This window comes from Brevundimonas vesicularis, from assembly GCF_014204545.1.
GTDB classification, from domain to species: domain Bacteria; phylum Pseudomonadota; class Alphaproteobacteria; order Caulobacterales; family Caulobacteraceae; genus Brevundimonas; species Brevundimonas vesicularis_B.
The window spans coordinates 611349-636128 of the sequence record NZ_JACHLJ010000002.1; the positions used below are offsets into that span (position 1 = coordinate 611349).

General features: G+C 66.7%; 23 protein-coding genes. 14 read left to right on the forward strand and 9 right to left on the reverse strand.

Annotated elements, in window-relative coordinates; genetic code table 11:
- Positions 1–186 precede the first annotated feature (186 nt).
- The 4 genes from HNP47_RS11160 to HNP47_RS11175 all read left to right on the forward strand — a co-directional run bounded on the left by HNP47_RS11160 (position 187) and on the right by HNP47_RS11175 (position 4256).
- On the forward strand, positions 187–2226 hold the full coding sequence (locus HNP47_RS11160) for an NAD(+) synthase (protein WP_184279610.1): 2040 nt from the start codon (positions 187–189) through the stop codon (positions 2224–2226).
- A gap of 150 nt (positions 2227–2376) precedes the next feature.
- Positions 2377–2601, forward strand: a complete 225-nt coding sequence (locus tag HNP47_RS11165; protein WP_184279611.1) for an alkylphosphonate utilization protein — start codon at positions 2377–2379, stop codon at positions 2599–2601.
- Between the two features lie 41 nt (positions 2602–2642).
- A complete protein-coding gene (locus tag HNP47_RS11170) occupies positions 2643–3764 on the forward strand; it encodes a GTP-binding protein (protein WP_184279612.1) in 1122 nt (373 codons plus the stop codon).
- Positions 3765–3920: 156 nt separating this feature from the next.
- A complete protein-coding gene (locus HNP47_RS11175; RefSeq protein ID WP_260394825.1) occupies positions 3921–4256 on the forward strand; it encodes an endonuclease domain-containing protein in 336 nt (111 codons plus the stop codon).
- A gap of 3 nt (positions 4257–4259) precedes the next feature.
- Here the strand turns inward: HNP47_RS11175 and HNP47_RS11180 are convergent, their stop codons facing one another.
- Both HNP47_RS11180 and HNP47_RS11185 read right to left on the reverse strand, forming a co-directional pair.
- Positions 4260–5312, reverse strand: a complete 1053-nt coding sequence (locus tag HNP47_RS11180; protein WP_184279614.1) for a 1,9-bis(guanidino)-5-aza-nonane synthase — start codon at positions 5310–5312, stop codon at positions 4260–4262.
- Positions 5313–5523: 211 nt separating this feature from the next.
- Entirely contained in the window at positions 5524–6804 is a 1281-nt protein-coding gene (locus tag HNP47_RS11185) for a type III PLP-dependent enzyme (RefSeq protein ID WP_017506640.1), read from the reverse strand.
- 229 nt (positions 6805–7033) lie between these two features.
- On the opposite strand from HNP47_RS11185, the gene HNP47_RS11190 reads away from it, so the two are divergent.
- From HNP47_RS11190 to HNP47_RS11225, 8 genes are all read left to right on the forward strand, one after another.
- Complete coding sequence (locus HNP47_RS11190; RefSeq protein WP_184279615.1) at positions 7034–8263, forward strand: DUF2254 domain-containing protein; 1230 nt, start codon at positions 7034–7036, stop codon at positions 8261–8263.
- A 106-nt stretch (positions 8264–8369) separates the two neighbouring features.
- A complete protein-coding gene (gene phnC / locus HNP47_RS11195; protein WP_055808912.1) occupies positions 8370–9179 on the forward strand; it encodes a phosphonate ABC transporter ATP-binding protein in 810 nt (269 codons plus the stop codon).
- Entirely contained in the window at positions 9176–10192 is a 1017-nt protein-coding gene (gene phnD, locus HNP47_RS11200; protein ID WP_184279616.1) for a phosphate/phosphite/phosphonate ABC transporter substrate-binding protein, read from the forward strand. Before phnC ends, phnD begins: the two co-directional genes overlap by 4 nt.
- Complete coding sequence (phnE, locus tag HNP47_RS11205; protein ID WP_045809538.1) at positions 10189–11001, forward strand: phosphonate ABC transporter, permease protein PhnE; 813 nt, start codon at positions 10189–10191, stop codon at positions 10999–11001. The genes phnD and phnE overlap by 4 nt, the downstream gene beginning before the upstream one ends.
- Before the next feature lie 79 nt (positions 11002–11080).
- On the forward strand, positions 11081–12148 hold the full coding sequence (locus tag HNP47_RS11210) for a substrate-binding domain-containing protein (RefSeq protein WP_184279617.1): 1068 nt from the start codon (positions 11081–11083) through the stop codon (positions 12146–12148).
- 120 nt (positions 12149–12268) lie between these two features.
- The gene (gene galU, locus HNP47_RS11215) at positions 12269–13147 is read left to right on the forward strand and encodes a UTP--glucose-1-phosphate uridylyltransferase GalU (RefSeq protein ID WP_184279618.1); all 879 of its coding nucleotides are present in this window, start codon (positions 12269–12271) and stop codon (positions 13145–13147) included.
- A gap of 268 nt (positions 13148–13415) precedes the next feature.
- On the forward strand, positions 13416–14213 hold the full coding sequence (locus HNP47_RS11220; protein WP_184279748.1) for an enoyl-ACP reductase: 798 nt from the start codon (positions 13416–13418) through the stop codon (positions 14211–14213).
- 43 nt (positions 14214–14256) lie between these two features.
- Positions 14257–15441 carry a benzoate/H(+) symporter BenE family transporter gene (locus HNP47_RS11225; protein WP_260394795.1) on the forward strand — a complete coding sequence of 395 codons (1185 nt, stop codon included), beginning with the start codon at positions 14257–14259 and terminating at the stop codon, positions 15439–15441.
- Between the two features lie 14 nt (positions 15442–15455).
- On the opposite strand, the gene HNP47_RS11230 is transcribed toward HNP47_RS11225, so the two are convergent.
- The 5 genes from HNP47_RS11230 to ffh all read right to left on the reverse strand — a co-directional run bounded on the left by HNP47_RS11230 (position 15456) and on the right by ffh (position 19419).
- The gene (locus tag HNP47_RS11230; protein WP_039245841.1) at positions 15456–15851 is read right to left on the reverse strand and encodes a DUF3597 family protein; all 396 of its coding nucleotides are present in this window, start codon (positions 15849–15851) and stop codon (positions 15456–15458) included.
- 56 nt (positions 15852–15907) lie between these two features.
- Complete coding sequence (locus tag HNP47_RS11235) at positions 15908–16624, reverse strand: glutathione S-transferase N-terminal domain-containing protein (protein WP_184279619.1); 717 nt, start codon at positions 16622–16624, stop codon at positions 15908–15910.
- Between the two features lie 83 nt (positions 16625–16707).
- Complete coding sequence (gene rimM, locus HNP47_RS11240) at positions 16708–17235, reverse strand: ribosome maturation factor RimM (RefSeq protein ID WP_184279620.1); 528 nt, start codon at positions 17233–17235, stop codon at positions 16708–16710.
- A 69-nt stretch (positions 17236–17304) separates the two neighbouring features.
- Entirely contained in the window at positions 17305–17856 is a 552-nt protein-coding gene (gene rpsP, locus HNP47_RS11245) for a 30S ribosomal protein S16 (protein WP_055754551.1), read from the reverse strand.
- Positions 17857–17880: 24 nt separating this feature from the next.
- Entirely contained in the window at positions 17881–19419 is a 1539-nt protein-coding gene (gene ffh, locus HNP47_RS11250) for a signal recognition particle protein (protein WP_184279621.1), read from the reverse strand.
- A gap of 317 nt (positions 19420–19736) precedes the next feature.
- Between ffh and HNP47_RS11255 the strand changes: the two genes are divergently transcribed.
- Both HNP47_RS11255 and HNP47_RS11260 read left to right on the forward strand, forming a co-directional pair.
- Positions 19737–20942 carry a saccharopine dehydrogenase family protein gene (locus HNP47_RS11255; RefSeq protein WP_184279622.1) on the forward strand — a complete coding sequence of 402 codons (1206 nt, stop codon included), beginning with the start codon at positions 19737–19739 and terminating at the stop codon, positions 20940–20942.
- A 13-nt stretch (positions 20943–20955) separates the two neighbouring features.
- Positions 20956–22128: a carboxynorspermidine decarboxylase gene (locus HNP47_RS11260; RefSeq protein ID WP_184279623.1), complete on the forward strand. Its 1173-nt coding sequence runs from the start codon at positions 20956–20958 to the stop codon at positions 22126–22128.
- 40 nt (positions 22129–22168) lie between these two features.
- Here the strand turns inward: HNP47_RS11260 and HNP47_RS11265 are convergent, their stop codons facing one another.
- A complete protein-coding gene (locus tag HNP47_RS11265) occupies positions 22169–23545 on the reverse strand; it encodes a S41 family peptidase (RefSeq protein ID WP_184279624.1) in 1377 nt (458 codons plus the stop codon).
- A gap of 139 nt (positions 23546–23684) precedes the next feature.
- Entirely contained in the window at positions 23685–24779 is a 1095-nt protein-coding gene (locus tag HNP47_RS11270; protein WP_184279625.1) for a murein hydrolase activator EnvC, read from the reverse strand.
- Between the last annotated feature and the right edge of the window lies 1 nt (position 24780).

Consider the following 24780-nt stretch of genomic DNA (forward strand, 5'->3'; position numbering starts at 1 on the left):
CTGGGCGAATGTTTGAAGCCTGGCGTGCGCGACAGGTTCGCGCTCACGCGCGCCGCTGGGTCCCCCGGTCGCTGCGCGTCGGAGGATGACGAAAGAGTACAGGCGTGAAGACGTTTCCGTCCCTTCATCATTCGCGCCTATATGAAGGCCGACGACCGGCGCGGGCCGGGTGATGCGGACGATCCGATGGCTGAAGCTCTGTTCCATTCTCCCAAGACCCACGGCTTCGTGCGCGTGGCGGCGGCGACGCCGGTCAGCCACGTGGGCGACCCCAGGGCGAACGGCCAAGAGCATGTCGCGCTGATCCGTCAGGCGGGCGAGCAGGGCGTGGACCTGATGGTCTTTCCCGAGCTGTCGCTGTCGGCCTATGCGATCGACGATCTGCACATGCAGGCGGCGCTGCTGGACGAGGTCGAGCGACAGATCGCCGTGGCAGCCGAGGCGACGGCCGAGGCGGGCGTCGTGGCGGTGGTCGGGGCGCCGATCCGCAACGGCGACGCCCTGTATAACTGCGCCGTGGTGATCGGAGCGGGCGAGGTTCTGGGGGTCGTGCCCAAGACCTATCTGCCCAACTATCGCGAATACTATGAGAAACGCTGGTTCGCGCCGGCGACGGCGCGCGCCGAGGACGTGATCCGGCTGAACGGCGAGACGGTGGACTTCGCGCCGGGTCTGTTGTTCGAGGCCGTCAATCGGCCGGGCTTCGTCTTCTCCGTCGAGATCTGCGAGGACTATTGGGCGCCGCTGCCGCCTTCTACGCGGGCCGCGCTGGCGGGCGCGCGGATCGTGCTGAACCTGTCGGCGTCCAACATCGTCATCGGCAAGGCGGACGAACGGGCGATGCTGAGCGCCAGCCATTCGGCGCGAACGCTGTCAGCCTATGTCTTCGCCGCCTCGGGCTGGGGCGAGAGCACCACCGACTTGGCCTGGGACGGGCAGGCGACGATCCACGAACTGGGGTCCAAGCTGGCCGAGGGCGCGCGGTTCGCCTTGGACAGCCACCTGACGATCGCAGACGTGGACGTGGACCGGATCGGGCTGGACCGGTTGCGCAACGGCACCTTCGCGGAATGTGCGAGAAACGAAGGCGAGCCGGCGACGGTCGTGCCCTTCATGGCGCGCGAGGATCATGAGGCCAGCGAGCTGATCCGACCGCTGGACCGGTTCCCCTTCGTGCCGGACGACGCCGGGCGGCTGGATCAGGACTGCTATGAGGCGTTCAATATCCAGGTGCAGGGGCTGATGCGCCGGATGACGGCGACGGGGGCCAAGTCGCTGGTGATCGGCGTGTCCGGCGGGCTGGATTCGACCCAGGCCCTGCTGGTCGCATGCCGCGCCTTCGACCGGCTGGATCTGCCGCGGACCAATATCCTGGGCTTCACAATGCCGGGGTTCGCGACCTCGGACGGGACCAAGTCCAACGCCTGGGCGCTGATGACCGCGCTGGGCGTCACGGGCGCCGAGATCGACATCCGCCCCGCCGCCGAACAGATGTTCAAGGACATCGGCCACCCCTATGCCGAGGGTCAGCCGGTGCATGACATCACCTTCGAGAACGTGCAGGCGGGGCTGAGGACCGATTATCTGTTCCGGCTGGCGAACCAGCACAGGGCCTTCGTGTTGGGGACCGGGGACCTGTCGGAACTGGCGCTGGGTTGGGCCACATACGGCGTCGGCGACCATATGAGCCATTACAACGTCAACGGCGGGGTGGCGAAGACGTTGATCCGGCACCTGATCCGCTGGGTGGCGGCGGGCGACCTGATCGGCGCGGGCGCGCGCGACACGCTGCACGCTATTCTGGATACCGAGATTTCGCCCGAGCTGGTGCCGGCAAAGGACGGGGTGATCCAGTCGACGGAAAGGACCGTCGGCCCCTATGCGTTGAACGATTTCTTCCTGTTCTACATCAGTCGGTTCGGGATGACGCCGTCCAAGGTCGCCTTCCTGGCGCATCAGGCCTGGGGCGATGCGGGCGCAGGGCATTGGCCAGCGAATACGCCGGACGACGAGAAGGTCGAATACGACCTGGCGACGATCAAGGTCTGGCTTAGGAAGTTCCTGATCCGCTTCTTCCAGACCGCCCAGTTCAAGCGCTCGGCCCTGCCGAACGGGCCCAAGGTGGTCACCGGCGGATCGCTGTCGCCGCGCGGCGACTGGCGCGCGCCATCGGACGGCGATGCGCGGGTGTGGCTGGATGAACTGGACGCGAACGTGCCGGACTGAACCGTCTCCTCCCCGCTTTGCGGGGAAGTGGCTCGAAGCGTAGCGGAGAGACGGAGGGGCTCTTGGCTGTGTGGGTAGAAGCCCCCTCCACCACTTCGTGGTCCCCCTCCCCATTGCATGGGGAGGAGACGCGGCACTAGAAGCTTGGCCATGACCGACGACGTGACCAAAGATTCCAACGGCAACATCCTGGCTGACGGCGACAGCGTGACCCTGACCAAGGATCTGAAGGTCAAGGGATCGGGCGGGGTGACGCTGAAGCGCGGGACGTTGGTCAAGAACATCCGGCTGACCGGCGATACGGACGAGATCGAGGCCAATGTGGAGAAGGTGCGCGGCCTGGTCCTGCGCACCGAGTTCGTGAAGAAGGCCTGACCCTCTTCCCTTCGCGCGATACAGCCGCCATCTAGCGGCCTATGACCGACACCCTCGCCGCCCCCGCCTCGACCGCCGCGACCAATGGCAAGATCCCCGTCACCGTCCTGACCGGCTATCTCGGGGCGGGCAAGACGACGTTGCTGAACCGGATCCTGACCGAGGATCACGGCAAGCGCTATGCCGTCATCGTCAACGAGTTCGGCGAGATCGGCATCGACAACGACCTGGTGGTCGGCGCCGACGAGGACGTGTTCGAGATGAACAACGGCTGCGTCTGCTGCACGGTGCGGGGCGACCTGATCCGCGTGGTCGCCGGCCTGATGAAGCGCCAGCGTCCCGGCAAGCCCGCCTTCGACGCCATCATCGTGGAGACGACGGGCCTGGCCGACCCCGGTCCGGTGGCCCAGACCTTCTTCGTGGACGAGGACGTCAAGGCCAAGACCCAGCTGGACAGCGTCACGACCCTGGTCGACGCCAAACACGTGATGGCGCGCCTGGACGACTCCAAGGAGGCGCGCGAGCAGGTGGCCTTCGCCGACCGGATCATCCTGAACAAGGTCGATCTGGCGACGGCCGACGAACTGGACGCGGTCGAGGCGCGTCTACGGGCGCTGAACCCGTTGGCGCCCATCGTGCGGGCCGAGCGGTCGAACGTGCCGCTGGATCAGGTGCTGGGCCTGGGGGCCTTCGATCTGGAACGCATTCTCGAGGTCAAGCCGGACTTCGTGAACCCGCCGCACGGCGCAGACGGCCATGTTCATGATGAGCACTGCGGCCACGATCATCACGATCACGGGCATGATCACCATCACCACGATCATTCGCATGATCACGGCCATGGCGCGCGCGGTCACGCCCACCAGGACGACATCAAGGGCATCTCCCTGTCGCTGGATCGGCCGCTGGACGGGGCCAAGTTCACCGCCTGGCTGGACCGGTTGCTGGGCGAGCAGGGTCAGAACATCCTGCGCGCCAAAGGCATCATCGACGTGAAGGGCGAGAACCGCCGCCTGGTCTTCCAGGCCGTGCATATGATCCTTGAGGGCGACCTGCAACGCGAATGGGGCGCCGCCGAACGCCGCAGGAGCCGCGCGGTGTTCATCGGCCGCGATCTGGACGAGGCCGCGCTGAAGGCCGGCTTCGAGGCCTGCGCCGCCTAGCCACCCTTGATCCTTCTCCCCTTGGGGGAGAAGGTGGCCCGCAGCGCGGGTCGATGAGGGGGCTGCCGGATACAAATGTGGCAATCGCCGCCAAGAACCCGGCAGTCACGCCGTCTTCGCGCCGACATGACAGGCGCGGAAGCGATCCTATGGTCGATGCTGCGGAACCGGCAGCTGGATGGCCTGAAGTTCAGGCGGCAGGCGCCAGTCGCTGGGGCCATCGCCGATTTCGCCTGTCATGAGATCAGACTGATCATAGAGCTGGACGGCGGCGTGCACGATCTGCACGAGGCGCGGGACGCCGTACGAGACGAGCGGCTTCGCGTCGCGGGCTATACGGTCATGCGATTCAGGAACGCCGACTTCTCGAAAAATCCGGCGGTTGTGCTGGACGCGATACGGCGACATGCGAGCATGCGGACACAGCCCCCTCATCCGACCGGCTCCGCCGGCCACCTTCTCCCCCGAGGGGAGAAGGAAACCGACGAGTAAGGCTTACTTCTCGAACAGCTTGTTCCAGCGGCGCTTGTCGCGGGCCTTCCAGGCGCCGCGGTGGTAGGCGTCGGAGCCGATCAGGGGGACGACCGTGGTGGCCTCGGCGAAAACCATCTGTTCGTGGGTGGTCTGGACCTTGCCCCACGAGGCCGCCTCTTTCAGCGTCGAAGACGAGCATGCGCCGTCGCGGACGTCGGCGACGGTGATCTGAACCGCATAGCGGTGCATCTCGGCCTCGACACCCAGGATTTCGGCGCAGACGACAGTGTCCTGGGCGAAGTTCTTGGGCACGCCGCCGCCGACCATGAACAGGCCGGTGACGCCGGCGGCGATCTTGATGTCGGTCAGTTCGCGGAAGTCGGCGATGGCGTCCAGCATCAGATAGGGCAGACCGGCGGCGGCGCGTTCCTTCTGGTGTTTCACTAGACCAAAGCCGGCCGAGCTATCGACGAAGGCCGGGCAGAAGATCGGCACGCCCTCTTCATAGGCGGTCTGGATCAGCGAGCCGGGCTTTTTCGCATTACCCTCGCTCAGCCACTTGCCCATCTCCCAGATAAATTCGCGGCTGGAATAGCCGCGCGGCTCCAGCCGGTTGGCGATCTCCAGGATGGTGTGGTCGCAGGCCTGGAGCTCTTCCTCGTCGATATAGGTGTCGTAGATCCGGTCGATGTAGTTGTCTCGCAGGACGTTGTCGTCCACCTCGCCGGCCGCCTGGTAGTGTTTGAAGCCCAAGGCCTCGAAGAAATCCATGTCGACGATCGAGGCGCCGGTGGCGACCACAGCATCGACCATGCCGAACTTCACCATGTCGCGGTACACGTGCATGCAGCCGCCGGCCGAGGTCGAACCGGCCAGGATCAGCCAGGGCGAGCAGTCCTTGTCCTCGATGGCCATCGAGAAGATGTCGGCGGCGCGGGCGGTGTCGCGCGACGAGAAGGACATTCTGCGCATCGAGTCGATGATCGGGCGCGCGTCGAAGCTGGTGATGTCGACGTGCTCGACGACATTCTGCAGCAGTTGGGCCTTGGTGTTCGATTGAACGGGAGCGTTCATTTCGGCGGTTTCCCTGTGATTTGAGCGCCCGTCGAACAAGCAGACGTGCCGGGACGGAGCGACCGACAGGACCGATAGACGCCCAACCTTCAGCCGTCACCCTCGCACTTGATCCGAGGGTCGGACGTTCCGCCGCGCTCCTCGCGAGGAAGACGCAGAGCGGCCGATCCCCGGATGGAGCCCGAGGATGACGGATGTCAGATGGAGCGTCCTACTTCCGGCGCGACTTGCGCTGACCGGCCTTACCCTTGGGCCGTGACAGGCGCACGACCTTGCGGGCGTTCTCTTCCGCCGTGGTGCGCACGGTGGGGATGGAACGTGGAGCCAGACCGTACAGCGAGGCCATCGGGGCGTCCTCGACCGCGGCGATGTCATGTTCGCCATAGCCGTTGAAGCCCGTCGACATGGCCACGCCATAAGCGCCCAGCATGCCGATCTCGATGAAGTCGCCTTCGCGCACATCGGCCGGCAGCCAGAAGGGGCCTGGCATATGGTCGATGGAATCGCAGGTCGGGCCGTAGAACTGGAAGGCCTTCAGCTCGCCCGCGCTTTCGCCCCCATTTACGCTTTCTGGCCGCACCAGCTTGGTCGGGAAGGGCCAGCGCGAGTGGGTCGCGTCGAACAGCGAGCCGTAGGAGCCGTCGTTCAGATACAGGGCGTCGCCCTTGCGCAGGTCGACGCGGGCCAGGATCGACGAGGATTCGGCGACCAGCGCCCGGCCGGGCTCGCACCACAGCTCGGTCGTTTCCGACACCGGCATCTCGTTGAAGCCGCGATGGATGGCGTCGGCGTATTCGCTCATGTCCGGCGGGACCATGCCCGGATAGACGGACGGGAAGCCGCCGCCGACATCGACGATATCGACGATCACGCCCGCACGGCTGATCGACCGGCCGACCTGGGCCATGGCGGCCTGATAGGCGGTCGGGCGCATGCACTGGCTGCCGACGTGGAAGGAGACGCCCATCAGGCCGTCCTTGACCGCCTGGCGCGTCGCCATCAGCAGGGCCGGCGCCTGATCCGACGAGACGCCGAACTTGCCCGACAGCGTATAGGCGGCGCCGTCGGCCGAGACGGCCATCCGCACGATCAGGTTCAGGTCGTCCGCGCCGCCGGTGGCGTCGAGGATCTTGTTCAGCTCGTCGATGCAGTCGAGCGAGAAGGTGCGCACGCCGTGATCGAAATAGGCCTTGGTGATTGCAGAGCGGCTCTTGACCGGGTGCATGAAGGCCAGGCGCACGTCATGGCTGACCGAGCGGACCAGCTCGATCTCGGCGATGGACGCCACGTCGAAGCCGCGAACGCCGGCCTCGATCAGGGTCTCCACGACCCAACGCGAAGGGTTGGCCTTCACAGCGTAGAAGACGTCGGCCTTTAGATTATCCTGGAACCAGCGCGCCGCTACGGAAACCGAACGCGGCCGCACGAGGGCGACGGGACGTTCAGGGGACCGCTCACGGACCAGGTCCAGGGGAAGCTGATACGTGCGCAATTCACGTAACCCCCTGCTAATTGTTAAACCCAGACCGGCGTTAGCGGCGCAGACAGGACCTACGGGGTCCGCCGGAGAGCGCGATATGGGGACGCGCGACTGTCATGTAAAGAGGTTTTTTCGTGGCGGGGCGTAGGTTTGACTGTCACAAATCCACTCTGCGCCCTCTACGACACGATCCAGCGGCAACCTTGACCGTTCTGCATCGTTGCGATGGTCGGAGGGTTTGATGAACCGTTGGCTGTTCTTTTGGCGCAAGATGCGGCGTCAGCTGTGGGTGCGCGCCACGGCCTATGCCGTCGCGGGCGTCGCCGCAGCCTTGCTGGCCGCCGCCCTGGCCCCCTGGGTGCCGCAGGAGATGGCCGAGCGTCTGGGCGGTGAGTCTGTGGAATCGATCCTGACGATCCTGGCGTCCAGCCTGCTGGGCGTGGCGACCTTTTCGGTCGGCGCCATGGTCACGGCCTATACGTCGGTGTCGTCGGCGGCCAGTCCGCGCGTCGCGGCCCTGGTCACCAGCGACGACGAGACCCAGAAATCGCTGGCGACCTTTGTTGGAGCGTTCCTCTACGCCATCGTCGCCGTCACTGCGATCAACGCCCATTATTACGGCCAGAACGGCCGGGCGATCCTGTTCCTGGTCAGCCTCGTCATGGTGGGTCTGGTGGCGTTTAGGCTCCTGGCCTGGATCAACCGCCTGTCCAGCCTGGCGCGGGTCGGTCACATGATCGATCTGGTCGAGGCCCGGGCGCGCGAGGCGCTGGAACAGCGGCGCGACAATCCGTTTCTGGGCGGGCGCGTGGGGCATTTGCAGAACGGCGCGGACGTGACGGCGCCGGAAACCGGCTATGTCCAGAACGTCGATCCCGATCGCCTGCAGGCCATGGCCGAAAAGCGGGATTGCCATGTCGAGGTGGTCGCTGCGCCGGGCGCCTTCGTGCGACGCGGCGAGGTCCTCGCCCGGGTCAGCCTGCCGGCCTGCGACAAAGAGGCCCAGGACGCCTTCTGCTCCGCCTTCGCGATCGGAGACTCGCGCTCCTATGATCAAGACCCGCGCTTTGGCCTGATCGTTCTGGGCGAGATCGCCGCCAAGGCCCTGTCGCCTGGCATCAACGATCCCGGAACGGCCATTCAGGTGGTGTCGACCGGTGTGAGGCTGATGGACATCTGGGCCCGAGACGGCGGGGAAGACGAAAAGCGGACCCTGCGCGATCGCCTGATGATGCCGGGCGTCTGCGAACACGACCTGCTCGACGATCTGTTCGGCCCAATCGCCCGCTATGGAGCCGGCGACGTGGCGGTCGCCATCAGACTGCAAAAAGGCCTGAGGGCGCTGGCCTCGACCCCTTGTCTGGCCGCGCCGGTCCGGACAATGGCTGATCAGGCGCTGGAGCGATCGCGCGCCGCCTTGCCGATTCCGGCGGACTACGCCCGGGTGAAGGGTGCGGCGGAAGGCTCCTGAACGGCTCGGGTCTGGACGAGATTGCGCCCGACGTGCGATTAGGGCTTGCCCGAGCGTGATTTCAGCTTATTGCGGCGCCCCTTCGCCATAGCCTCCTAGCGAGTTCATGAGTTCATCCGCAGCCGCCGCCGCCCCTGGGCTAGTCCTGGCGCGTGACGTGTCGAAGACCTTCGGATCGCGAAAGGCGCTGGACGGCGTCTCGATTTCCGTGGCCTCCGGCGAAATGGTCGCCCTGATCGGTCCGTCCGGTTCGGGCAAGTCCACCCTGCTCCGCTCCATCACCGGCCTGCAGTCGATCGACGCCGGCGCCGGCACGATCCAGGTGTTCGGCGAGACCGTGCAGAAGGACGGCCGGGTCACCGGCGCCGTGCGCAAGGCGCGCGGCAAGCTGGGCATGATCTTCCAGCAGTTCAATCTGGTCGGTCGCCTGAGCCTGTTCTCCAACGTCATGCTGGGCGCGCTGGGGCGTCTGCCCGGATGGAAGGGCCTGCTGGGCCTGTGGCCCCAGGCGGATAAGGACAAGGCCATGGCGGCCCTGCACCGCGTCGGCGTCAGCGACTACGCCGCGCAGCGCGCCAACACGCTCTCCGGCGGCCAACAGCAGCGCGGCGCCATCGCCCGCGCCATCGTGCAAGGCGCCAAAGCCATTCTGGCCGACGAACCCGTCGCCTCGCTGGACCCTGTGTCGGCCCGCAAGGTGATGGAACTGCTGGTCGAGCTGAACAAGCGCGACGGCATGGGGGTGATCGTGACCCTGCACCAGGTCGACTACGCCATCCGCTACTGCGACCGCGTCATCGCCCTGCAAGGCGGCAAGATCGTCTATGACGGCCCGTCCACGGCGCTGGACCAAAAGCGCCTGATCGAAATCTACGGTCCCGAGTTCGAGGACGCGTTCTGGGAGACCAAGGCATGAGCCTGTCGCGCATTTCCCCCACCCGCCGCCTGTTCGCTGCGGCCGGCGCCGCCGTCATGATCCTGGGCCTGGCGGCCTGCGGCGGCGGCGAGGACAAGAAGGCTGCGGGCGGCGCGCCCAGCGAGATCACCTTCTCGATCCTGTCAGCCGAAGGCCAGGCCTCGGCCGGTCCGCTGTGGCAGCCGCTGCTGGACGACATGTCCAAGGCCATCGGCGTGCCGGTGAAGCCCTACTTCGGTTCGAACTACACCGTTCTGGTCGAGGCCATGCGCGGCAACCACACCCAGGTGGGCTGGTTCTCGGCCAAGCCTGAGGTCGAGGCCATCGACCGCGCCAAGGCCGAGGTCATCGCCCGCACCGTCAACCGCGAGGGTCTGGACAGCTATCAGTCGACGCTGATCGTCAAGAAGGGCTCAGGCATCACGCTGGATCAGGTCATGGCGTGCGGCAAGAAGTACAACTTCGGCATCGGCGACGCCCAGTCGACGTCGGGCACCCTGGCCCCGCTGACCTTCCTGTTCAATCCGCGCGGCGTAGTCCCCAGCCAGTGCTTCAAGACCGTGCGCTCGGCCAACCACCAGGCCAACGCCTTCGGCGTGGCGACCGGCGTGATCGACGTGGCGACCTCCAACAGCGTGAACACCGTCTTCATGCGCAAGGAGAACCCGCAGCTGGCCGGCCAGATCGAGGAAATCTGGACCTCGCCGCCGATCCCCGAAAGCGGCATCGTCGTGCGCGAGGACCTGGATCCTGCGCTGAAAGAAAAGATCCGCGGCTTCTTCCTGACCTATGGCCAGGGCGAAGGCGCCGAGGCCGAGCGTCAGCGCAAGGTTCTGGCGGACCTGGAATATTCGCGCTTCACCGCCGCCGACGACAGCTATCTGGACCCGATCCGCGAAATGATCGCCGACCAGAAACTGGGCGAGGCCCGCGCCAAGGGCGACACGGCCGCCGCCGCCGCCGCCGAGCGCGAGCTTCAACGCCTGCGCAGCCTGCGTGAGGTCCGGCCTTGACCGCAGTCGCGTCTCCCGCCGTCGCGATTCCGGCGGCGCCCAAGAAGTCCGCCCTCGCCTGGGTCGCCGACGTCCTGGTCTGGGGCGGCGTCGCCGCCGTCCTGCTGTACAGCATCGACGCCGTCGATCTGGGCAACATCTCGCGTCTGTTCGCCGGCAACGACAGCACCCAGTTGTTCGTCCACGACCTGCTGCGTCCCGACTTCAGCGACTGGAAGATGTTCGTCGCCAAGATGTGGGAGACGGTGCAGATCGCGCTGTGGGGCACCTTCCTGGCCGTCATCCTTGGCATTCCGCTGGGTCTGGCTGCGGCGCGCAACATCGCGCCCGTCTGGGTCGTGACGCCGGTGCGCTGGATCATGAACCTGCTGCGCTCGGTGCCGGATCTGGTGATCGGCCTGCTGTTCGTCACCGCCGTTGGCCTGGGGCCTCTGGCGGGTGTTCTGGCCATCACCCTGAATACGGCCGGGGTTCTGGCCAAGCTGTTCTCGGAAGCGGTCGAGTCGATCGACAAGGGTCCGGTCGAGGGCGTGCGCGCCACCGGCGCCGGCAAACTGCACGAGATCGTCTGGGGCGTCCTGCCTCAGGTCGCGCCGCTGTGGACCTCGTTCGCCCTGTACCGTTTCGAGTCCAACAGCCGGTCCGCGACCGTGCTGGGTCTGATCGGCGCGGGCGGCATCGGCCAGGTGCTGTTCGACAGCATGAACGCCTTCGATTTCCGCGCCGTCTCGGCCATCGTGATCGTCGTCGTGGTCGCCGTGACCCTGATCGACACCCTGTCGCAGGTGATGCGCCGCCGCCTGCTGTAGCGGCGGCGGTCCCCTTCGCGGGACTGTCATAATCCTCTGCTCTAAGCATCGCGAAATCGATGCTCAGGGAGAGCCTTGGATGATCCGCATACTGAAACTGGCGGCTTCGGCCGCCGCCCTTCTGGCCCTGGCGGCCTGTGGCGACAACGGCGGGGGCGGCTCGGCCTCCGGCGCGCGCTCCGGCATCTGGGCGGCTGGTTCGTCGACCGTCTTCCCCTTCGCCACGCGGGTCGCCGAAACCTTCGCGCGCGGTTCGGGCGGCGCGGCGCCGCGCGTCGAATCGCTGGGCACCGGCGGCGGCATTCAGGCCTTCTGCCAGGGCGTCGGCCCGACCACGCCGGACATCGCCAACGCCTCGCGTCAGATGAAGCAGTCCGAGTTCGACCTGTGCGCCAAGAACGGCGTCACCGACATCGTCGAGATCAAGATCGGCTTCGACGGGATCGTCATAGCCACGGCCCGTAACGGCAACGGCTTCAACTTCGAACTGAACGACCTCTACGAAGGCCTGGCCAAGGAAGTGCCGGGCGCCAACGGTCAGTTCGTCGCCAATCCGGCCAAGACCTGGAACCAGGTCAACGCCGGCCTGCCGAACCAGCGCATTCAGGTCTATGGCCCGCCGCCCACCTCGGGCACGCGCGACGCCTTCCTGGAGCTGGGCATGACGCCGGGCGCCAAGCTGGTGCCGGCGGTCAAGGCGATCGAAGGCGACAAGGACCGGTTCGAAGCCATCGCCCACACCCTGCGCGAGGACGGCGCCTGGATCGATTCCGGCGAGAACGACAACGCCATCGTCCAGACCCTGACCCGCACGCCGGGCTCGCTGGGCGTGTTTGGCTACTCGTTCCTGGAACAGAACCTGGATACGGTGAAGGCCGAGACCATCGACGGCGTCGCCCCCACCGCCGACACCATCGCCAGCGGTGAGTACCCGCTGTCGCGTAGCCTCTACATCTATGTGAAGAAGGCCCATATCGGCGTCATTCCGGGCCTGCAGCAGTTCGTGCAGGAGTTCCTGTCGGAAGGCGCCGCCGGCAAGGGCGGCTATCTGGCCGACCGCGGCCTGATCCCGCTGCCGGAAGACCAACTGCTGGCCCAACGCGCGACCATCGCCGCCATGACCCCGATGGCCCGCCCCGCCAAATAAGGCGGAACCCGACCGCCGTTCCGCCCCTTCTTTCACCGGTTCGCCCCGTTGAAGCGCGAAGCGCTTCTACTGAAGCGAACGAGGCCGTAGAAGGGGCGGTATAGCTGTCAGGATGATTTGATGACCACCACGCCCGCGCGCCTGCGCAAGGCCGTACTGCCCGTCGCGGGCCTCGGCACCCGGGTCCTGCCCGGCACCAAGACGACCCCCAAGGAACTGCTGAACGTCGTCGACCGGCCGATCCTGTCCTACATCGTCGAAGAGGCGCGCGAAGCGGGGATCGAGCACATCGTCTTCGTCACCGGCCGCTCCAAGGGCGCCATCGAGGACTATTTCGATCACCAGATCGAGCTGGAAGCCCAACTTCTGGCCAAGGGCAAGACCGACATCCTGGAGATGATGAACGCCGAACTGGCCTCGGCCGGGGAGATGAGCTTCACCCGCCAGATGCAGCCCAAGGGCCTGGGCCACGCCGTCTGGTGCGCGCGCGACATCATCGGCCACGAGCCGTTCGCCGTCATCTTGCCCGACGTCATCGTGGATTCTCAGCCCGGCGCCCTGAAGCAGTTGGCCCAGGTCTATGCCGAGACCGGCGGCAACATCATCGGTGTGGAATCCGTCCCCGAAGATCAGACCCACAAATACGGCATAGTCGATCCGGTCAGCCGCGACGGTTCGCGCATCGTCATGAAGGGCATGGTCGAAAAGCCCGCCGCCGGAACCGCGCCGTCCAACCTGTCGATCTCAGGCCGTTACATCTTGCAGCCGGAAATCTTCGACCTGTTGGCGACGCAGGAAAAGGGCGCGGGCGGCGAGATCCAGCTGACCGACGCCATGGCGCGACTGATGGCGGACCAGAGCTTCACCGCCGTCGAGTACGAGGGCGTCACCCACGACTGCGGCGACAAGATCGGCCTGCTGCGCGCCAACGTCGCCCTGGCCCTGAAACGCCCCGACCTAGGCGACGCGGCCCGCCAAGCGATCGCGGGTCTGCTGTAAGGGCGAATGCGGTGCCTCTCCCTCCCCCTGCGGGGGAGGGTCGTCGCGCAGCGACGGGGTGGGGGCGGCCCGGCAAGGCCGCACTGATCTGAGTTTGCCCCTGCGAGATCAACGAGGTTTCGCCCTGTCCTCCCCACCCGATCTCGCCTGCGGCTCGACCACCCTCCCCCGCAGGGGAGGGAGAGGCGTTGAGCCAGCCTCTCCACCCTGCTAACCCTCCGCGCAAATCATCAGGAGACGAACCATGGCGACTTCCGAAGGCTGGGACATGCCGACCGGCGACCTCATGAAGGGCAAGAAGGGCCTGATCATGGGCGTGGCCAACTCCAGCTCCATCGCCTGGGGCATCGCCTCGCAGCTGGCCGCCCAGGGCGCCGAGCTGGCCTTCACCTATCTGGGCGACAGCCTGGAGCGCCGCGTGCGTCCGCTGGCGGAAAGCGTCGGCGCCAAGCTGTTGATCCCGGCCGACGTCACCGACGACGCCTCGATGGATGCGGCCTTCGCCGAGCTGGAAAAGACCTTCGGCACGATCGACTTCGTCGTCCATTCGGTGGCCTTCGCCAACAAGGATGAGTTGAAGGGCAGTTTCGTGGACAACACCACGCGCGACAGCTTCCTGCTGGCCATGAATATCTCGGCCTTCAGCTTCGTGGACGTGTCCAAACGCGCCGCCAAACTGATGCCGAACGGCGGCAGCCTGATTACCTTGACCTATCTGGGGTCCGAGCGGGTCATTCCGAACTACAACACCATGGGCGTGGCCAAGGCCGCGCTGGAAGCCGCGACCCGCTATATCGCGCGCGACCTGGGTCCCAAGAACATCCGCGTCAACGCCATCTCGGCCGGCGCCATGCGCACCCTGTCGCTGGCTGGCATCTCGGGCGGGCGCGGCCTGCACTCCAAGTCGGCGCAGTTCTCGCTGATCAAGGAAGAGACGTCGATGGAGGGCGTCGCGGGCGCGGCCCTGTGGCTGTGTTCGGACCTTGGGCGTTCGACCACGGGCGAAGTCGTCCACGTCGATGCGGGCTTCCACGCCGTGGGCCTGCCGGAAGATATCGAAGGCTGATCCCAGCCTTCCGCCATCTGAAGCGACGGTTTAAGGCCGGGGCATGACTGCTCCGGCCTTTTCCATGCGCGCCCTGCCCGCCTCGGCCTTTTCGTCCGCCGCGGTGGCGACGGTGATCGGGTTTGGCGGCACCGTGGCCCTGGTGGTGCAGGCGGGTCAGGCATTGGGCGCGGACGCGGGCCAGATCGGGTCGATGGTGACGGCCCTGTGCCTGGGCATCGGGGCGCCGGGCGTCTTGCTGAGCTGGCGGCTGAAGATCCCCGTCGTGCTGGCCTGGTCCACGCCGGGGGCGGCCCTGCTGGCGGCCTCGACGCTGGGCCTGTCCTGGCCGACGGCGATCGGCGCCTTCGTCTTCGCCGCCCTGCTGATGAGCCTGACCGGCCTGATCCCGGTGCTGGAGCGGCTGGCGGCGCGGATACCGGCCGCCATCGCCTCGGCCATGCTGGCGGGGGTGCTGCTGCCGTTCGTGCTGAGACTGTTCAAGGTCGTGCCGGACGAGACGGCCTTGGTCGTCGGGCTGATCGCGGTGTTCCTGATCTTCAGACGGCTGTGGCCGACCTGGGCCTTGCCCGCCGTGCTGGCGGCGGCCTTTGCGGTGCTGGCGATGCGGGGGCAGCTGGCCCTGCCCGCCGGGACCGACCTGTTCGGCCATCTAGAGCCCGCCGCGCCCGTGTTTGACTGGAAGGCCGCGGTCAGCCTGGGCTTTCCGTTGTTCCTGGTGACGCTGGCGGCCCAGAACCTGCCGGGGCTGGTGGTGCTGCAGAGCGCCGGCTATCCGCCGCCCGCCAACCGACTGATCCTGTCGACCGGCGTCGCCAGCCTGCTGATCGCGCCGTTCGGCGGGCATGGGGTCAATCTGGCGGCGATCACGGCGGCGATCTGCACCGGGCCGGACGCCCATCCCGACCCCGCCAGGCGCTGGATCGTGGGCGTGATCTACGGCGGTCTTTATCTGGTCGTGGCTCTGTTCGCCGCGCCGCTGGCCGGGCTGTTCATCGCCATGCCGCCAGCCGTGCTCGCGGCAGTAACAGCGCTGGCGCTGATCGCGCCGCTGACCGGCGCGCTGCACAACATGATGATGGATGTCGGATCGCGCGAGGCGGCGGTGCTAGCGTTTGCGGCGACGGCTTCAGGCCTGACCCTGGTCGGCGTCGGATCGGCCTTCTGGGGTCTGGTCGTTGGGTTTGCGGCGCTGGCCGCCATGGGCTGGATCAGACCGACGGCCTGATCCAGCTCAGGGGGCTAGTCGCGCAGCGAGGCCGGGACTTGTCCGCCGTTTTCGGCCAGCTTCTTCCAGACGGCCTTGGACAGGGCGATATTCTGTTCGGCCGAGCCGTGCTCGCCGGCATGGACGTTCAGTTCCTCGGCCAGTTCCTTGCGGGCGGCCAGGCTGGAATCCAGGTCCAGCAGCTTCAGCAGATCGACGATCGAGGTGCGCCAGTTGCCGCCGCCGCCCTTGGACGCCGCCAGATCGCTGAGCACCGCCTCCACATCGACGGGCGGCAAGGCCGGCGCGGCGGTCGGGGCCGGCGCTGCGTTTGGCGCCGGAATTCCGGCCGTTGAGGCCGGCGGCGGAACGGGGGCCGCCTTTGGCTTGTGGCCCGTGATCTTGTTCCAGATCGAAGAAAAGATGCCCATCGGTCGCGCTCCTGTTGATGTGAGCAGACAACGCGACCGACGGGGCGAGGTTCAGATCAGTCGCGCGCCGGGATGTTGAGGCCGCGCTGGACGGCGGGGCGGGCCAAGCCGCGCTCCAGCCAGGCGGCGACGCGCGGGAAGTCGGCGAAGCCTACGATCTCGCCCGCTTCGTAGAAGCCGATGAGGTTTCGGACCCAGCCCAGGGTGGCGACATCGGCGATGGAATAGTCGCCGACAAGCCAGTCGCGAGGTTCTCCCCCATCATTGGCAAGCCGCGTCTCCAGCACGCCCAGCAAACGGCGGCTTTCGGCGACGTAGCGATCGCGCGGGCGCTTGTCCTCGTATTCCTTGCCGGCGAAGCGGTGGAAGAAACCCAGCTGGCCGAACATCGGGCCGATCGCGCCCATCTGGAACATGACCCACTGGATCGTCTCGTAGCGGGTCGCCGGTTCGGCCGAGAGCAGTTTGCCGGTCTTTTCCGCCAGATAAATCAGGATGGCGCCGGATTCGAACAGAGCCAGCGGCTTTCCGTTCGGGCCGTTCGGATCGAGGATGGCGGGGATCTTGCCGTTGGGGTTCAGCGACAGAAACTCCGGCCCCCAGGTCTCGTTCTTGGTGATGTCGATCAAATGCGGCTCGTAGGCCAGGCCGACCTCCTCCAGCATGATCGAGACCTTCACCCCATTGGGCGTTGGCAGGGAATAGAGCTGGATGCGATCGGGATGCTGGGCCGGCCAGCGTTGCGTGATCGGGAAGGCGGACAAGTCGGTCATGGGCGCGGCCTCGGCTATTGCGATAGGCCTATGTCGGCGCCGTACGGCCCATCCGCAACACCGACGGGAGCGGTGACGAAGTGTTAGTCCGGCTCGCGCTCGCCCACCTCGGTCGGCGGCACGGCCAGAAGCCAGCCGTCGGCCAGGTGCAGTTCCGGCGTCGCTTCCTTGGTGAACGGCAGATACCAGGTCGGGCCGCCGGCGGCGGGCGCGATCTCCAGCATGTCGTCGGCGCCGAAGTTCTGGACCGATTTCACCGTGCCCATGACGGCGCCCGCCGCATCGCGGACCTGAACGCCCAGCAGATCGGCGAGGTAGAATTCGTCCTCGTCCGGCTCGGGGAACCGATCGCGAGGGACGTGCAGCTTCAGGCCGCGCAGGGCGTCGGCCTGTTCCTTTGTCGCGATCTCCTTGGCCCGGCCGACGACGCCGTTCTTGTCGGGCCGCGTCGAGGTCAGGGTCAGGGCCACGGTCCCGTCGGCGCGCAGCAGAGGGCCATAGGCGGTCAGGGCCAGGGGGTCGGCGGTGAAGGCGGTCACCCGCACCTCGCCCCGCACGCCAAAGCCGCCGCCGACCTGGCCGACGAGGATCAATCTGCTGTCCGTGGTCATGCGTGTTCTTAACCCATGAAAAAGGCGGCGTCGAAAGACGCCGCCCTGATCATCGTCAAACCGAAAGGCTTAGCCTTCGGCCTTTTCCTCGGTCGCTTCAGCAGCCGGGGCTTCCTCGGCGGCGGCGTCAGCGGCCGGAGCTTCTTCGGCAGGCGCTTCTTCAGCAGCGGGAGCGTTCTTGGCGGCTTCGGCGGCGGCGGCGGCCTCTTCCTTGGCGCGGGCGGCGGCTTCAGCAGCCTCGACCTTGGCGGCGGCTTCGGCTTCCAGGCGGTCGGCTTCGCGCTGGGCGCGTTCGGCGGCGCGCTCTTGCGCCTTCTTGCCCGGAGCGCCCTTGTTCGGGTTGTTCGACTGCGTCCACTTGACCTTCTGGCCCAGGGTCTCGTCCTGCGACAGGAAGCGGGCGACGCGGTCGGTCGGCTGGGCGCCCTTGCCGAGCCATTCGGCGATGCGCTCGACCTTCAGCGCGACGCGCGGCGTGGCGCCGTCCTTGGGCAGCATCGGGTTGTAGCTGCCGACCTTCTCGATGAACTTGCCGTCGCGCGGCGAGTGCGAGTCGGCGATGACGATGTGGTAGTAGGGGCGCTTCTTGGCGCCGCCGCGGGCCAGACGAATCTTCAGCATTTCAGGTCTCTTTCTAGGAAGTCGTTATTTCTTGGGAGGGAAGCCCGGCAGGCCAGGAAGACCTCCCGGAAGTTGTCCGCCGCCCAGTCCGGCGAGCCGGTCCTGGATGGCTTTCAGATCGTCGGCGGAGGGTTCGGCCATCTTGCCGCCGCCCAACGCCTTGAGGCGGGCCATGTCGGGGCCGCCGCCGCCCATTCCGGGCATGCCGCCGCCGCCAAGGCCGCCCAGCATGGCGGCCATCTGCTGCATCTTCTTGGGTCCGCCGCGCGCCATCGACTTAACCACGTCGGCCATCTGGCGGTGCTGTTTCAGAACCCGATTCACGTCCTGCACATCGACGCCGGCGCCGGCGGCGATGCGCTTCTTGCGCGAGGCGTTCAGCAGGTCGGGCTTCTTGCGCTCGGCCTTGGTCATCGAGGAGATGATGGCTTCCTGACGCAGGATCATGCGGTCGTCGATGCCGCTCTCGGCCATCTGACCCTTCATCTTGGCCACGCCGGGCAGCATGCCCATGATGCCCTGAAGCCCGCCCATCCGCTTCATCTGCTGAAGCTGGCCGGCCAGGTCGTCCAGATCGAACTGACCCTTGGCCAGTTTGCGGGCCATCTTCTCGGCCTTGGCCTGGTCCAGATCCTGGCTGGCCTTTTCGACCAGGGCGACGATGTCGCCCTGACCCAGGATGCGGCCGGCGACGCGGCGGGCGTCGAACACGTCCAGCGCATCGACCTTTTCGCCGGCGCCCAGATATTTGATCGGCAAGCCGGTGACGGCCCGCATCGACAGCATGGCGCCGCCTCGACCGTCGCCGTCGGCGCGGGTCAGGACAAGGCCGGTCAGGGGCAGGCGCTCGTGGAAGGCCTTGGCGGTGCGAACGGCGTCCTGGCCGGTCAGGCTGTCGGCGACCAGCAGGGTCTCGACCGGCTTGGCGATGTCGGCGACCTCGGCCACCTCGTTCATCAACCCTTCGTCCAGGGTGATGCGGCCAGCGGTGTCGAGGATCAGGACGTCGAAGCCCTGGAGTTTTGCCGATTGCAGCGCCCGGCGCGTGATCTGGACGGCGCTTTCGCCCGCCACGATCGGCAGGGTGGCGACCTCGATCTGCTTGCCCAGCGCAGCCAGCTGTTCCATCGCGGCCGGACGACGCGTGTCCAGCGAGGCCATCATGACCTTCTTGCGATCGAACTTGGTCAGGCGCAGCGCCAGCTTGGCCGAGGTCGTGGTCTTGCCCGAGCCCTGAAGGCCGGCCATCAGGACCACGGCGGGCGGGTTGGCGTTGGTGTTCAGCGGGACCGGCTCTTCGCCGCCCAGCATCTCGATCAGACCATCATAGACGATCTTGACCACCTGATCGGCCGGCTTGACCGAACGGATCACCTCTTCGCCCGTCGCGCGCTCGGTGGCGAAGGCGATGAATTCCTTGACGACCGGCAGGGCGACGTCGGCCTCGAGCAGGGCCACGCGCACTTCGCGCATCGCCTCGGCGACATCCTTTTCGGACAGGGCGCCGCGCCCGGTGATCCGGTCGAAGACGCCTGTCAGCCGCTCGTTCAGAGCCTCGAACATTCACTACCTCATGGCGACGGGTGAAACGGCTCCATACGACAACGGCCCCCGGCGACGATCACGTCGGCGGAGGGTTCTCGCCCACCTCGTTCTCTCCTTGGAGAGCTGTCGTGTGGGTGGAGACGCGAGGTTCACTTGCGTCGGAAGCGGCGGCTTATGGCGGAAAAACCGCACAAAGGCAACCGGAGCGATCCGGTCACGCTATAACAGGCAATATCGGCGCAGGGATTTAGCGGATTGTCATCATCGTGCTAAGAGCCGCGCCCTTTATAGGGGCGGCGTTGTCGCCAGGGTTTCAGACTTCGGGAGAAGCACAGATGAGCAAGGTGCTGGTTATCGGCGCAGGCGGCGTCAGTTCGGTGGCCGTCCATAAGATGGCGATGAACGCGGACATCTTCTCGCATATCACCCTGGCGAGCCGCACCAAGTCCAAGTGCGATGCGATCGCCCAGTCCGTGAAGTCGCGCTTTGGCGTCGACATCGACACGGCGGCCATCGACGCCGACGACGTGGCGGCGACCACGGCGCTGATCCAGAAGGTGCAACCCGAGTTGGTCGTGAACCTGGCCCTGCCCTATCAGGACCTGTCGATCATGGACGCCTGCCTGGCCGCCGGCGTCGACTATCTGGACACCGCTAACTACGAGCCGCGCGACGAGGCCAAGTTCGAATACAAGTGGCAGTGGGCCTATCAGGACCGCTTCAAGGACGCCGGTCTGATGGCGCTGCTGGGTTCGGGCTTCGACCCCGGCGTGACCTCGGTGTTCACCACCTACATCAAGAAGCATCTGCTGGATTCCATCGAGACGCTGGACATTCTGGACTGCAACGGCGGCGATACCGGCCTGCCCTTCGCGACCAACTTCAACCCCGAGATCAACCTGCGCGAAGTGACGGCGAACTCGCGTCACTGGGAGAACGGCCAGTGGGTCGAAGGCCCGGCGCTGAGCCACAAACAGACCTTCGACTTCGAGGGCGTGGGTCCCAAGAACATGTACCTCATGTACCATGAGGAGCTGGAGTCGCTGGCGAAGTTCTACCCCGAGATCAAGCGCATCCGCTTCTGGATGACATTCGGCGACAGCTATCTGAAGCACCTCGAAGTGCTGGAAAACATCGGCATGACCTCGATCGAGCCGATGTCGTTCCAGGGCCGCGAGATCATTCCGATCGAGTTCCTGAAGGCCCTGCTGCCCGAGCCGGCCTCGCTGGGTCCGATCACCAAGGGCAAGACCAACATCGGCGTCATCGCCACCGGCCTGAAGGACGGGGTCCAGAAGACGGTCTACGTCAACAACATCTGCGACCACGAAGAGGCCTATGCCGAAACCGGCAACCAGGCCGTCAGCTACACCACCGGCGTTCCGGCCATGATCGGCGCGGCCCTGATGGTGACCGGCCAGTGGAAGGGCGACGGCGTGTTCAACATCGAGCAACTGGACCCCGATCCCTTCATGGACATGCTGAACAAGCACGGCCTGCCGTGGAAGGTTCAGGACCTGGACGCCCCTCTGGACTTCTGATCGGACCGACTGAATGCAGACCCAGGCCGGCGATCCGGGCGCCTTTGCGCATTTCGACCTGAACCGCGTCGCCTCGCCCGCCTTCGTGGTGGACGAGGCGGCCATCCGTCGCAATCTGTCCGTGCTGAAGGGCGTGCGCGACGGGGCGGAGGCGCGCGTGCTTCTGGCGCTGAAGGCGTTTTCGATGTGGTCGCTGGCCGATGTGGTCGGCGAATACCTCGACGGGGTCTGCGCCTCTGGCCTGTGGGAGGCGCGGCTGGCGCGCGAGTTCTACAAGGGCGAGCTGACCACCTATTCACCGGCCTATACGGCGCAGGACCTGCCCGAGATCCTGCGTCTGTCGGACCACGTCATCTTCAACAACCCGGCCCAGATCGCCCGTTTCGCGGACCTAATCGCAAAGGCGCGGGCTGAAGGGCAGGTGTTCGAGATCGGCCTGCGGCTGAACCCTGAACACTCCGAAGGCGAGGTCGCCAAATACGACCCGGCCCAGCCCTGTTCGCGCCTGGGCTTTCCGGTTTCGCAACTGACCGCCGAACATCTGATCGGCGTCGACGGTCTGCATATCCATGCGCTGTGCGAGCAGGACTTCCAGCCGCTATCGCGTATCTGGGCGGCGGTGGAGCCGAAGCTGGCGCCGCTGCTCGGCGGGATCAAATGGTTGAACCTGGGCGGGGGGCACCACATCACCCGCGCCGACTATCAGACCGACGATCTTATCGCCTTCGTGCGCGAGCTGCAGGCCCGGCATGGAGTTCAGGTCTATCTGGAGCCGGGCGAGGCCGTGGCGCTGGACGCCGGCATCCTGATCGGCGAGGTGCTGGACGTCTTCGACAACGGCATGCCCATCGGCATCACCGACATCTCCGCCACCTGCCATATGCCCGATGTGATCGAGGCGCCCTATCGCCCCGCCCTCCTCGACGAGCCGGAGCATGGGGTGACGGTGCGGCTGGGCGGGCCGTCGTGCCTGGCCGGAGACATCATCGGCGACTATGTCTTCGCCGAACGGCCGAGGCCCGGAACGCGGATCGCGTTTCTGGACCAGGCCCACTATTCGATGGTTAAGACCAACACCTTCAACGGCGTGCCGCTGCCGTCCATCGTGCTGTGGAATTCGCAGACGGATGCGCTGACGACGGTGCGTGACTTCGACTATTCGGCCTTCCGCGACCGACTGTCCTGATCGCAAAGAAAAAGGGCGGCTCGCGCCGCCCTTACCTGACCTATTCGTCTTTGGGTTCGTCCGCCGTCGGTTCGGCGTCGGGTTTGGGCGTCGAGCCAGGCTCGGTGACGACGATGCCTTCGGGCGCGGCCGGCAGTTTCGACAGGTCGCCGCCGGCGCGCAGAACGTCCAGCGCGCGCTGAAGCTGATAGTCCTTTTCCTTGTCGAACTTGTCGCCCGGAGCTTCGCGGGGGGTGTGCGGACCCTTGCGCTCGGCGCCGATGGAGGCGTCCAGGGCCGTGGCGTAGGCGGCCTCGGAATAGATGAAGCTGGAGCGCGAGACGATGCGGGCCTCGGCCTCGGAACGCGCGACTTCCAAGTCCGGCTCGATGCCGATCTTCTGGATCGAGGCGCCCGAGGGGGTGTAGTAGCGCGCGGTCGTGATCGACAAGGCGCCGTCCTGCCCCTGACGCAGCGGGATCACCGTCTGGACCGAACCCTTGCCGAAGCTGGTCAGGCCCACGACGGTCGCGCGCTGGTGATCCTTCAGGGCGCCGGCGACGATTTCCGACGCCGAGGCCGAGCCGTAGTTGACCAGGACGACCAGCGGCAGGCCGCCGGTGACGTCGCCGGGCTTGGCGGAATAGCGCTGGATCTGTTCGGGCTTCCGGCCCCGCTGGCTGACGATCTCGCCGCGTTCCAGGAAGGCGTCGGACACGTCGATTGCGGCGTTCAGCAGGCCGCCGCCGTTGTTGCGCAGGTCCAGGACATAGCCCTTCACGCCCGGCTTCTCGGCCTTGATCTTGGCGATGGCCTCGTTCAGCTCGCGGCCGGTGTTCTCATTGAAGGTCGAGACGCGCAAGTAACCGAAGTCGCCCTCGACCCGGCCGGTGACCGACTGAACCTTGATGACCTCGCGGGTCAGGGTCACTTCCAGCGGGTCTGAACCGTCGCGCAGGAAGGTCACCTTGACGCTGGTGCCCACGGCGCCGCGCAGCTTCTCGGACACCTGGCTGACCGTCAGGCCCGCCGCGTTCTGGCCCTCGATCGAAGAGATCACGTCGCCCGCCTGGACCCCGGCCTTGGCGGCGGGGCTGTCGTCCATCGGCGAGATGACCTTCACCATGCCGCCGTCGGCGCTAATGGTCAGGCCGACGCCAGAATACTGGCCCTCGGTGCGCTCGCGCAGATCGTCGTAGTTGGAGGGCGGCAGATAGTTGGAGTGCGGGTCCAGCGCCGTCATCATGCCGGCCAGCGCGGCCTCGATCAGCTTCTTGTTGTCGACCGGGACGACATAGGCCTGCTCGACGATGCCGACCACGTCGCCGAACAGCTCCAGCATGCGGAAGGTTTCGTTTCGCGGGGTCTGGCTGCTGACAGCAGCGGCGGATCCGCCGAGCACCAGAGCGGCGCAGCCGACGAGGAGCAGTTTACGCATTCGGTCTCTTTCGGTCGGGCCGATCACTGTGGGCGCCCGTGGGAAGGTTAAGGCCCCGTCGTCACGACCAAATCGTGGCGACGCGGCGTCCCGCCGATAAAATCAGCGTCAGACGAGAATGCAAAGGACTATTGCGGGTTCACCGCAACCACGGTCCCGGGTCGATCGGCCGTTCGTCGCGACGCAGTTCGAAATAGACGTCGCCGTCCGGGCCGCTGCGCCCCAGGGTCTGGCCGTCCGAGACCCGGGCGTCCGGGCCCACATCGACGCTTTCCAACCCAGCGATGACGGCGCGCCAGCCGGGACCGAGATCCAGCACCACGACATTGCCCCACCCCGTCAGCGGTCCGGCGTAGGCGACCTTGGCGTCGGCGGGCGCGGTGACGGCCGCGCGGTCGGCCCGCCAGCGCCAGCCGGAAGTTCCAGCGCCCCAGGTCTGGCTTGGCGCGCCGGCGACGGGCGAACTGAGGCGGCCGCGCCCGGCCGGAAGACGAGCGGTCGGCGTCTCTTCAGCCTGGGTGGTCGGGACCGCGCCGCCCAGTTCGCGAATGCGACGCTCCAGCACAGCGGCGGCGCGTTCGGCGGCGCGGGCCTCGGCGTTCAGGACGGCGGTCAGGGCGGTCTTGCGCGACGTCAGACCCTCGATCTCTCCGCGCCGGTCGCCCTGCTCGCTCTCGGTCGTCAGCAGTCGCTCCGAGGACAGGACGGCGAGACGGCGGATGCGCATGATCTCGGCCTGACGGGCGGCCAGCACCTTGGCGCGGCTTTCCAGATCCGGCGTCATGGCCTTGAGCAGGATGGAGGCGCGCACCGTGTCGATGGCCTTGTCGGCGGGCACCAGCAAGGGCGGCGGCGGCCGGCGGCTCATCATCTGCAGCGCGCTGAGCAGACGGCCCTGGGCGCCGCGCTCACGCGCCAGATCCGTGACCAGTTCGGCCTCACGCTCGGTTAGTTGCTGGAGACGGGCGCGCTGATCGTCGATCTGACGGTCGCCGGTCTGTTCGTCGGCGCGCAGCGAGGCCAGGCGGCGCTCCAACTGAGCCAGTTCGGTCTTGGCGGCGTCGGCGTCGGCGCGCAGACGGCGGGCGCGAACCGTTTCGTCGCGGTATTCGGCCTGGATGCGCGACAGTTCGCTCTCGGGCGCCTGCCCACCAAAGCTTGGGCGGCTCATCGCCGGGGCGGCGCAGACGAAACCCGTCAGCAGGGCCAGCGATAAGGGTATGGCGCGACGCATG

Excerpts from the sequence above, each read along its gene's own strand:
- HNP47_RS11255 (WP_184279622.1), top strand. The coding sequence starts at position 19,737 with ATGAGCAAGGTGCTGGTTATCGGCGCAGGCGGCGTCAGTTCGGTGGCC.
- HNP47_RS11235 (WP_184279619.1), bottom strand. The coding sequence starts at position 16,624 with ATGACCGACTTGTCCGCCTTCCCGATCACGCAACGCTGGCCGGCCCAG.
- rimM (WP_184279620.1), bottom strand. The coding sequence starts at position 17,235 with ATGACCACGGACAGCAGATTGATCCTCGTCGGCCAGGTCGGCGGCGGC.
- galU (WP_184279618.1), top strand. The coding sequence starts at position 12,269 with ATGACCACCACGCCCGCGCGCCTGCGCAAGGCCGTACTGCCCGTCGCG.
- HNP47_RS11265 (WP_184279624.1), bottom strand. The coding sequence starts at position 23,545 with ATGCGTAAACTGCTCCTCGTCGGCTGCGCCGCTCTGGTGCTCGGCGGA.
- HNP47_RS11180 (WP_184279614.1), bottom strand. The coding sequence starts at position 5,312 with ATGAACGCTCCCGTTCAATCGAACACCAAGGCCCAACTGCTGCAGAAT.
- HNP47_RS11165 (WP_184279611.1), top strand. The coding sequence starts at position 2,377 with ATGACCGACGACGTGACCAAAGATTCCAACGGCAACATCCTGGCTGAC.
- HNP47_RS11260 (WP_184279623.1), top strand. The coding sequence starts at position 20,956 with ATGCAGACCCAGGCCGGCGATCCGGGCGCCTTTGCGCATTTCGACCTG.
- HNP47_RS11270 (WP_184279625.1), bottom strand. The coding sequence starts at position 24,779 with ATGCGTCGCGCCATACCCTTATCGCTGGCCCTGCTGACGGGTTTCGTC.
- HNP47_RS11225 (WP_260394795.1), top strand. The coding sequence starts at position 14,257 with ATGACTGCTCCGGCCTTTTCCATGCGCGCCCTGCCCGCCTCGGCCTTT.
- phnC (WP_055808912.1), top strand. The coding sequence starts at position 8,370 with ATGAGTTCATCCGCAGCCGCCGCCGCCCCTGGGCTAGTCCTGGCGCGT.
- phnD (WP_184279616.1), top strand. The coding sequence starts at position 9,176 with ATGAGCCTGTCGCGCATTTCCCCCACCCGCCGCCTGTTCGCTGCGGCC.
- HNP47_RS11230 (WP_039245841.1), bottom strand. The coding sequence starts at position 15,851 with ATGGGCATCTTTTCTTCGATCTGGAACAAGATCACGGGCCACAAGCCA.
- HNP47_RS11220 (WP_184279748.1), top strand. The coding sequence starts at position 13,416 with ATGCCGACCGGCGACCTCATGAAGGGCAAGAAGGGCCTGATCATGGGC.
- ffh (WP_184279621.1), bottom strand. The coding sequence starts at position 19,419 with ATGTTCGAGGCTCTGAACGAGCGGCTGACAGGCGTCTTCGACCGGATC.
- HNP47_RS11190 (WP_184279615.1), top strand. The coding sequence starts at position 7,034 with ATGAACCGTTGGCTGTTCTTTTGGCGCAAGATGCGGCGTCAGCTGTGG.
- HNP47_RS11175 (WP_260394825.1), top strand. The coding sequence starts at position 3,921 with ATGCTGCGGAACCGGCAGCTGGATGGCCTGAAGTTCAGGCGGCAGGCG.
- HNP47_RS11210 (WP_184279617.1), top strand. The coding sequence starts at position 11,081 with ATGATCCGCATACTGAAACTGGCGGCTTCGGCCGCCGCCCTTCTGGCC.
- HNP47_RS11170 (WP_184279612.1), top strand. The coding sequence starts at position 2,643 with ATGACCGACACCCTCGCCGCCCCCGCCTCGACCGCCGCGACCAATGGC.
- rpsP (WP_055754551.1), bottom strand. The coding sequence starts at position 17,856 with ATGCTGAAGATTCGTCTGGCCCGCGGCGGCGCCAAGAAGCGCCCCTAC.
- HNP47_RS11160 (WP_184279610.1), top strand. The coding sequence starts at position 187 with ATGGCTGAAGCTCTGTTCCATTCTCCCAAGACCCACGGCTTCGTGCGC.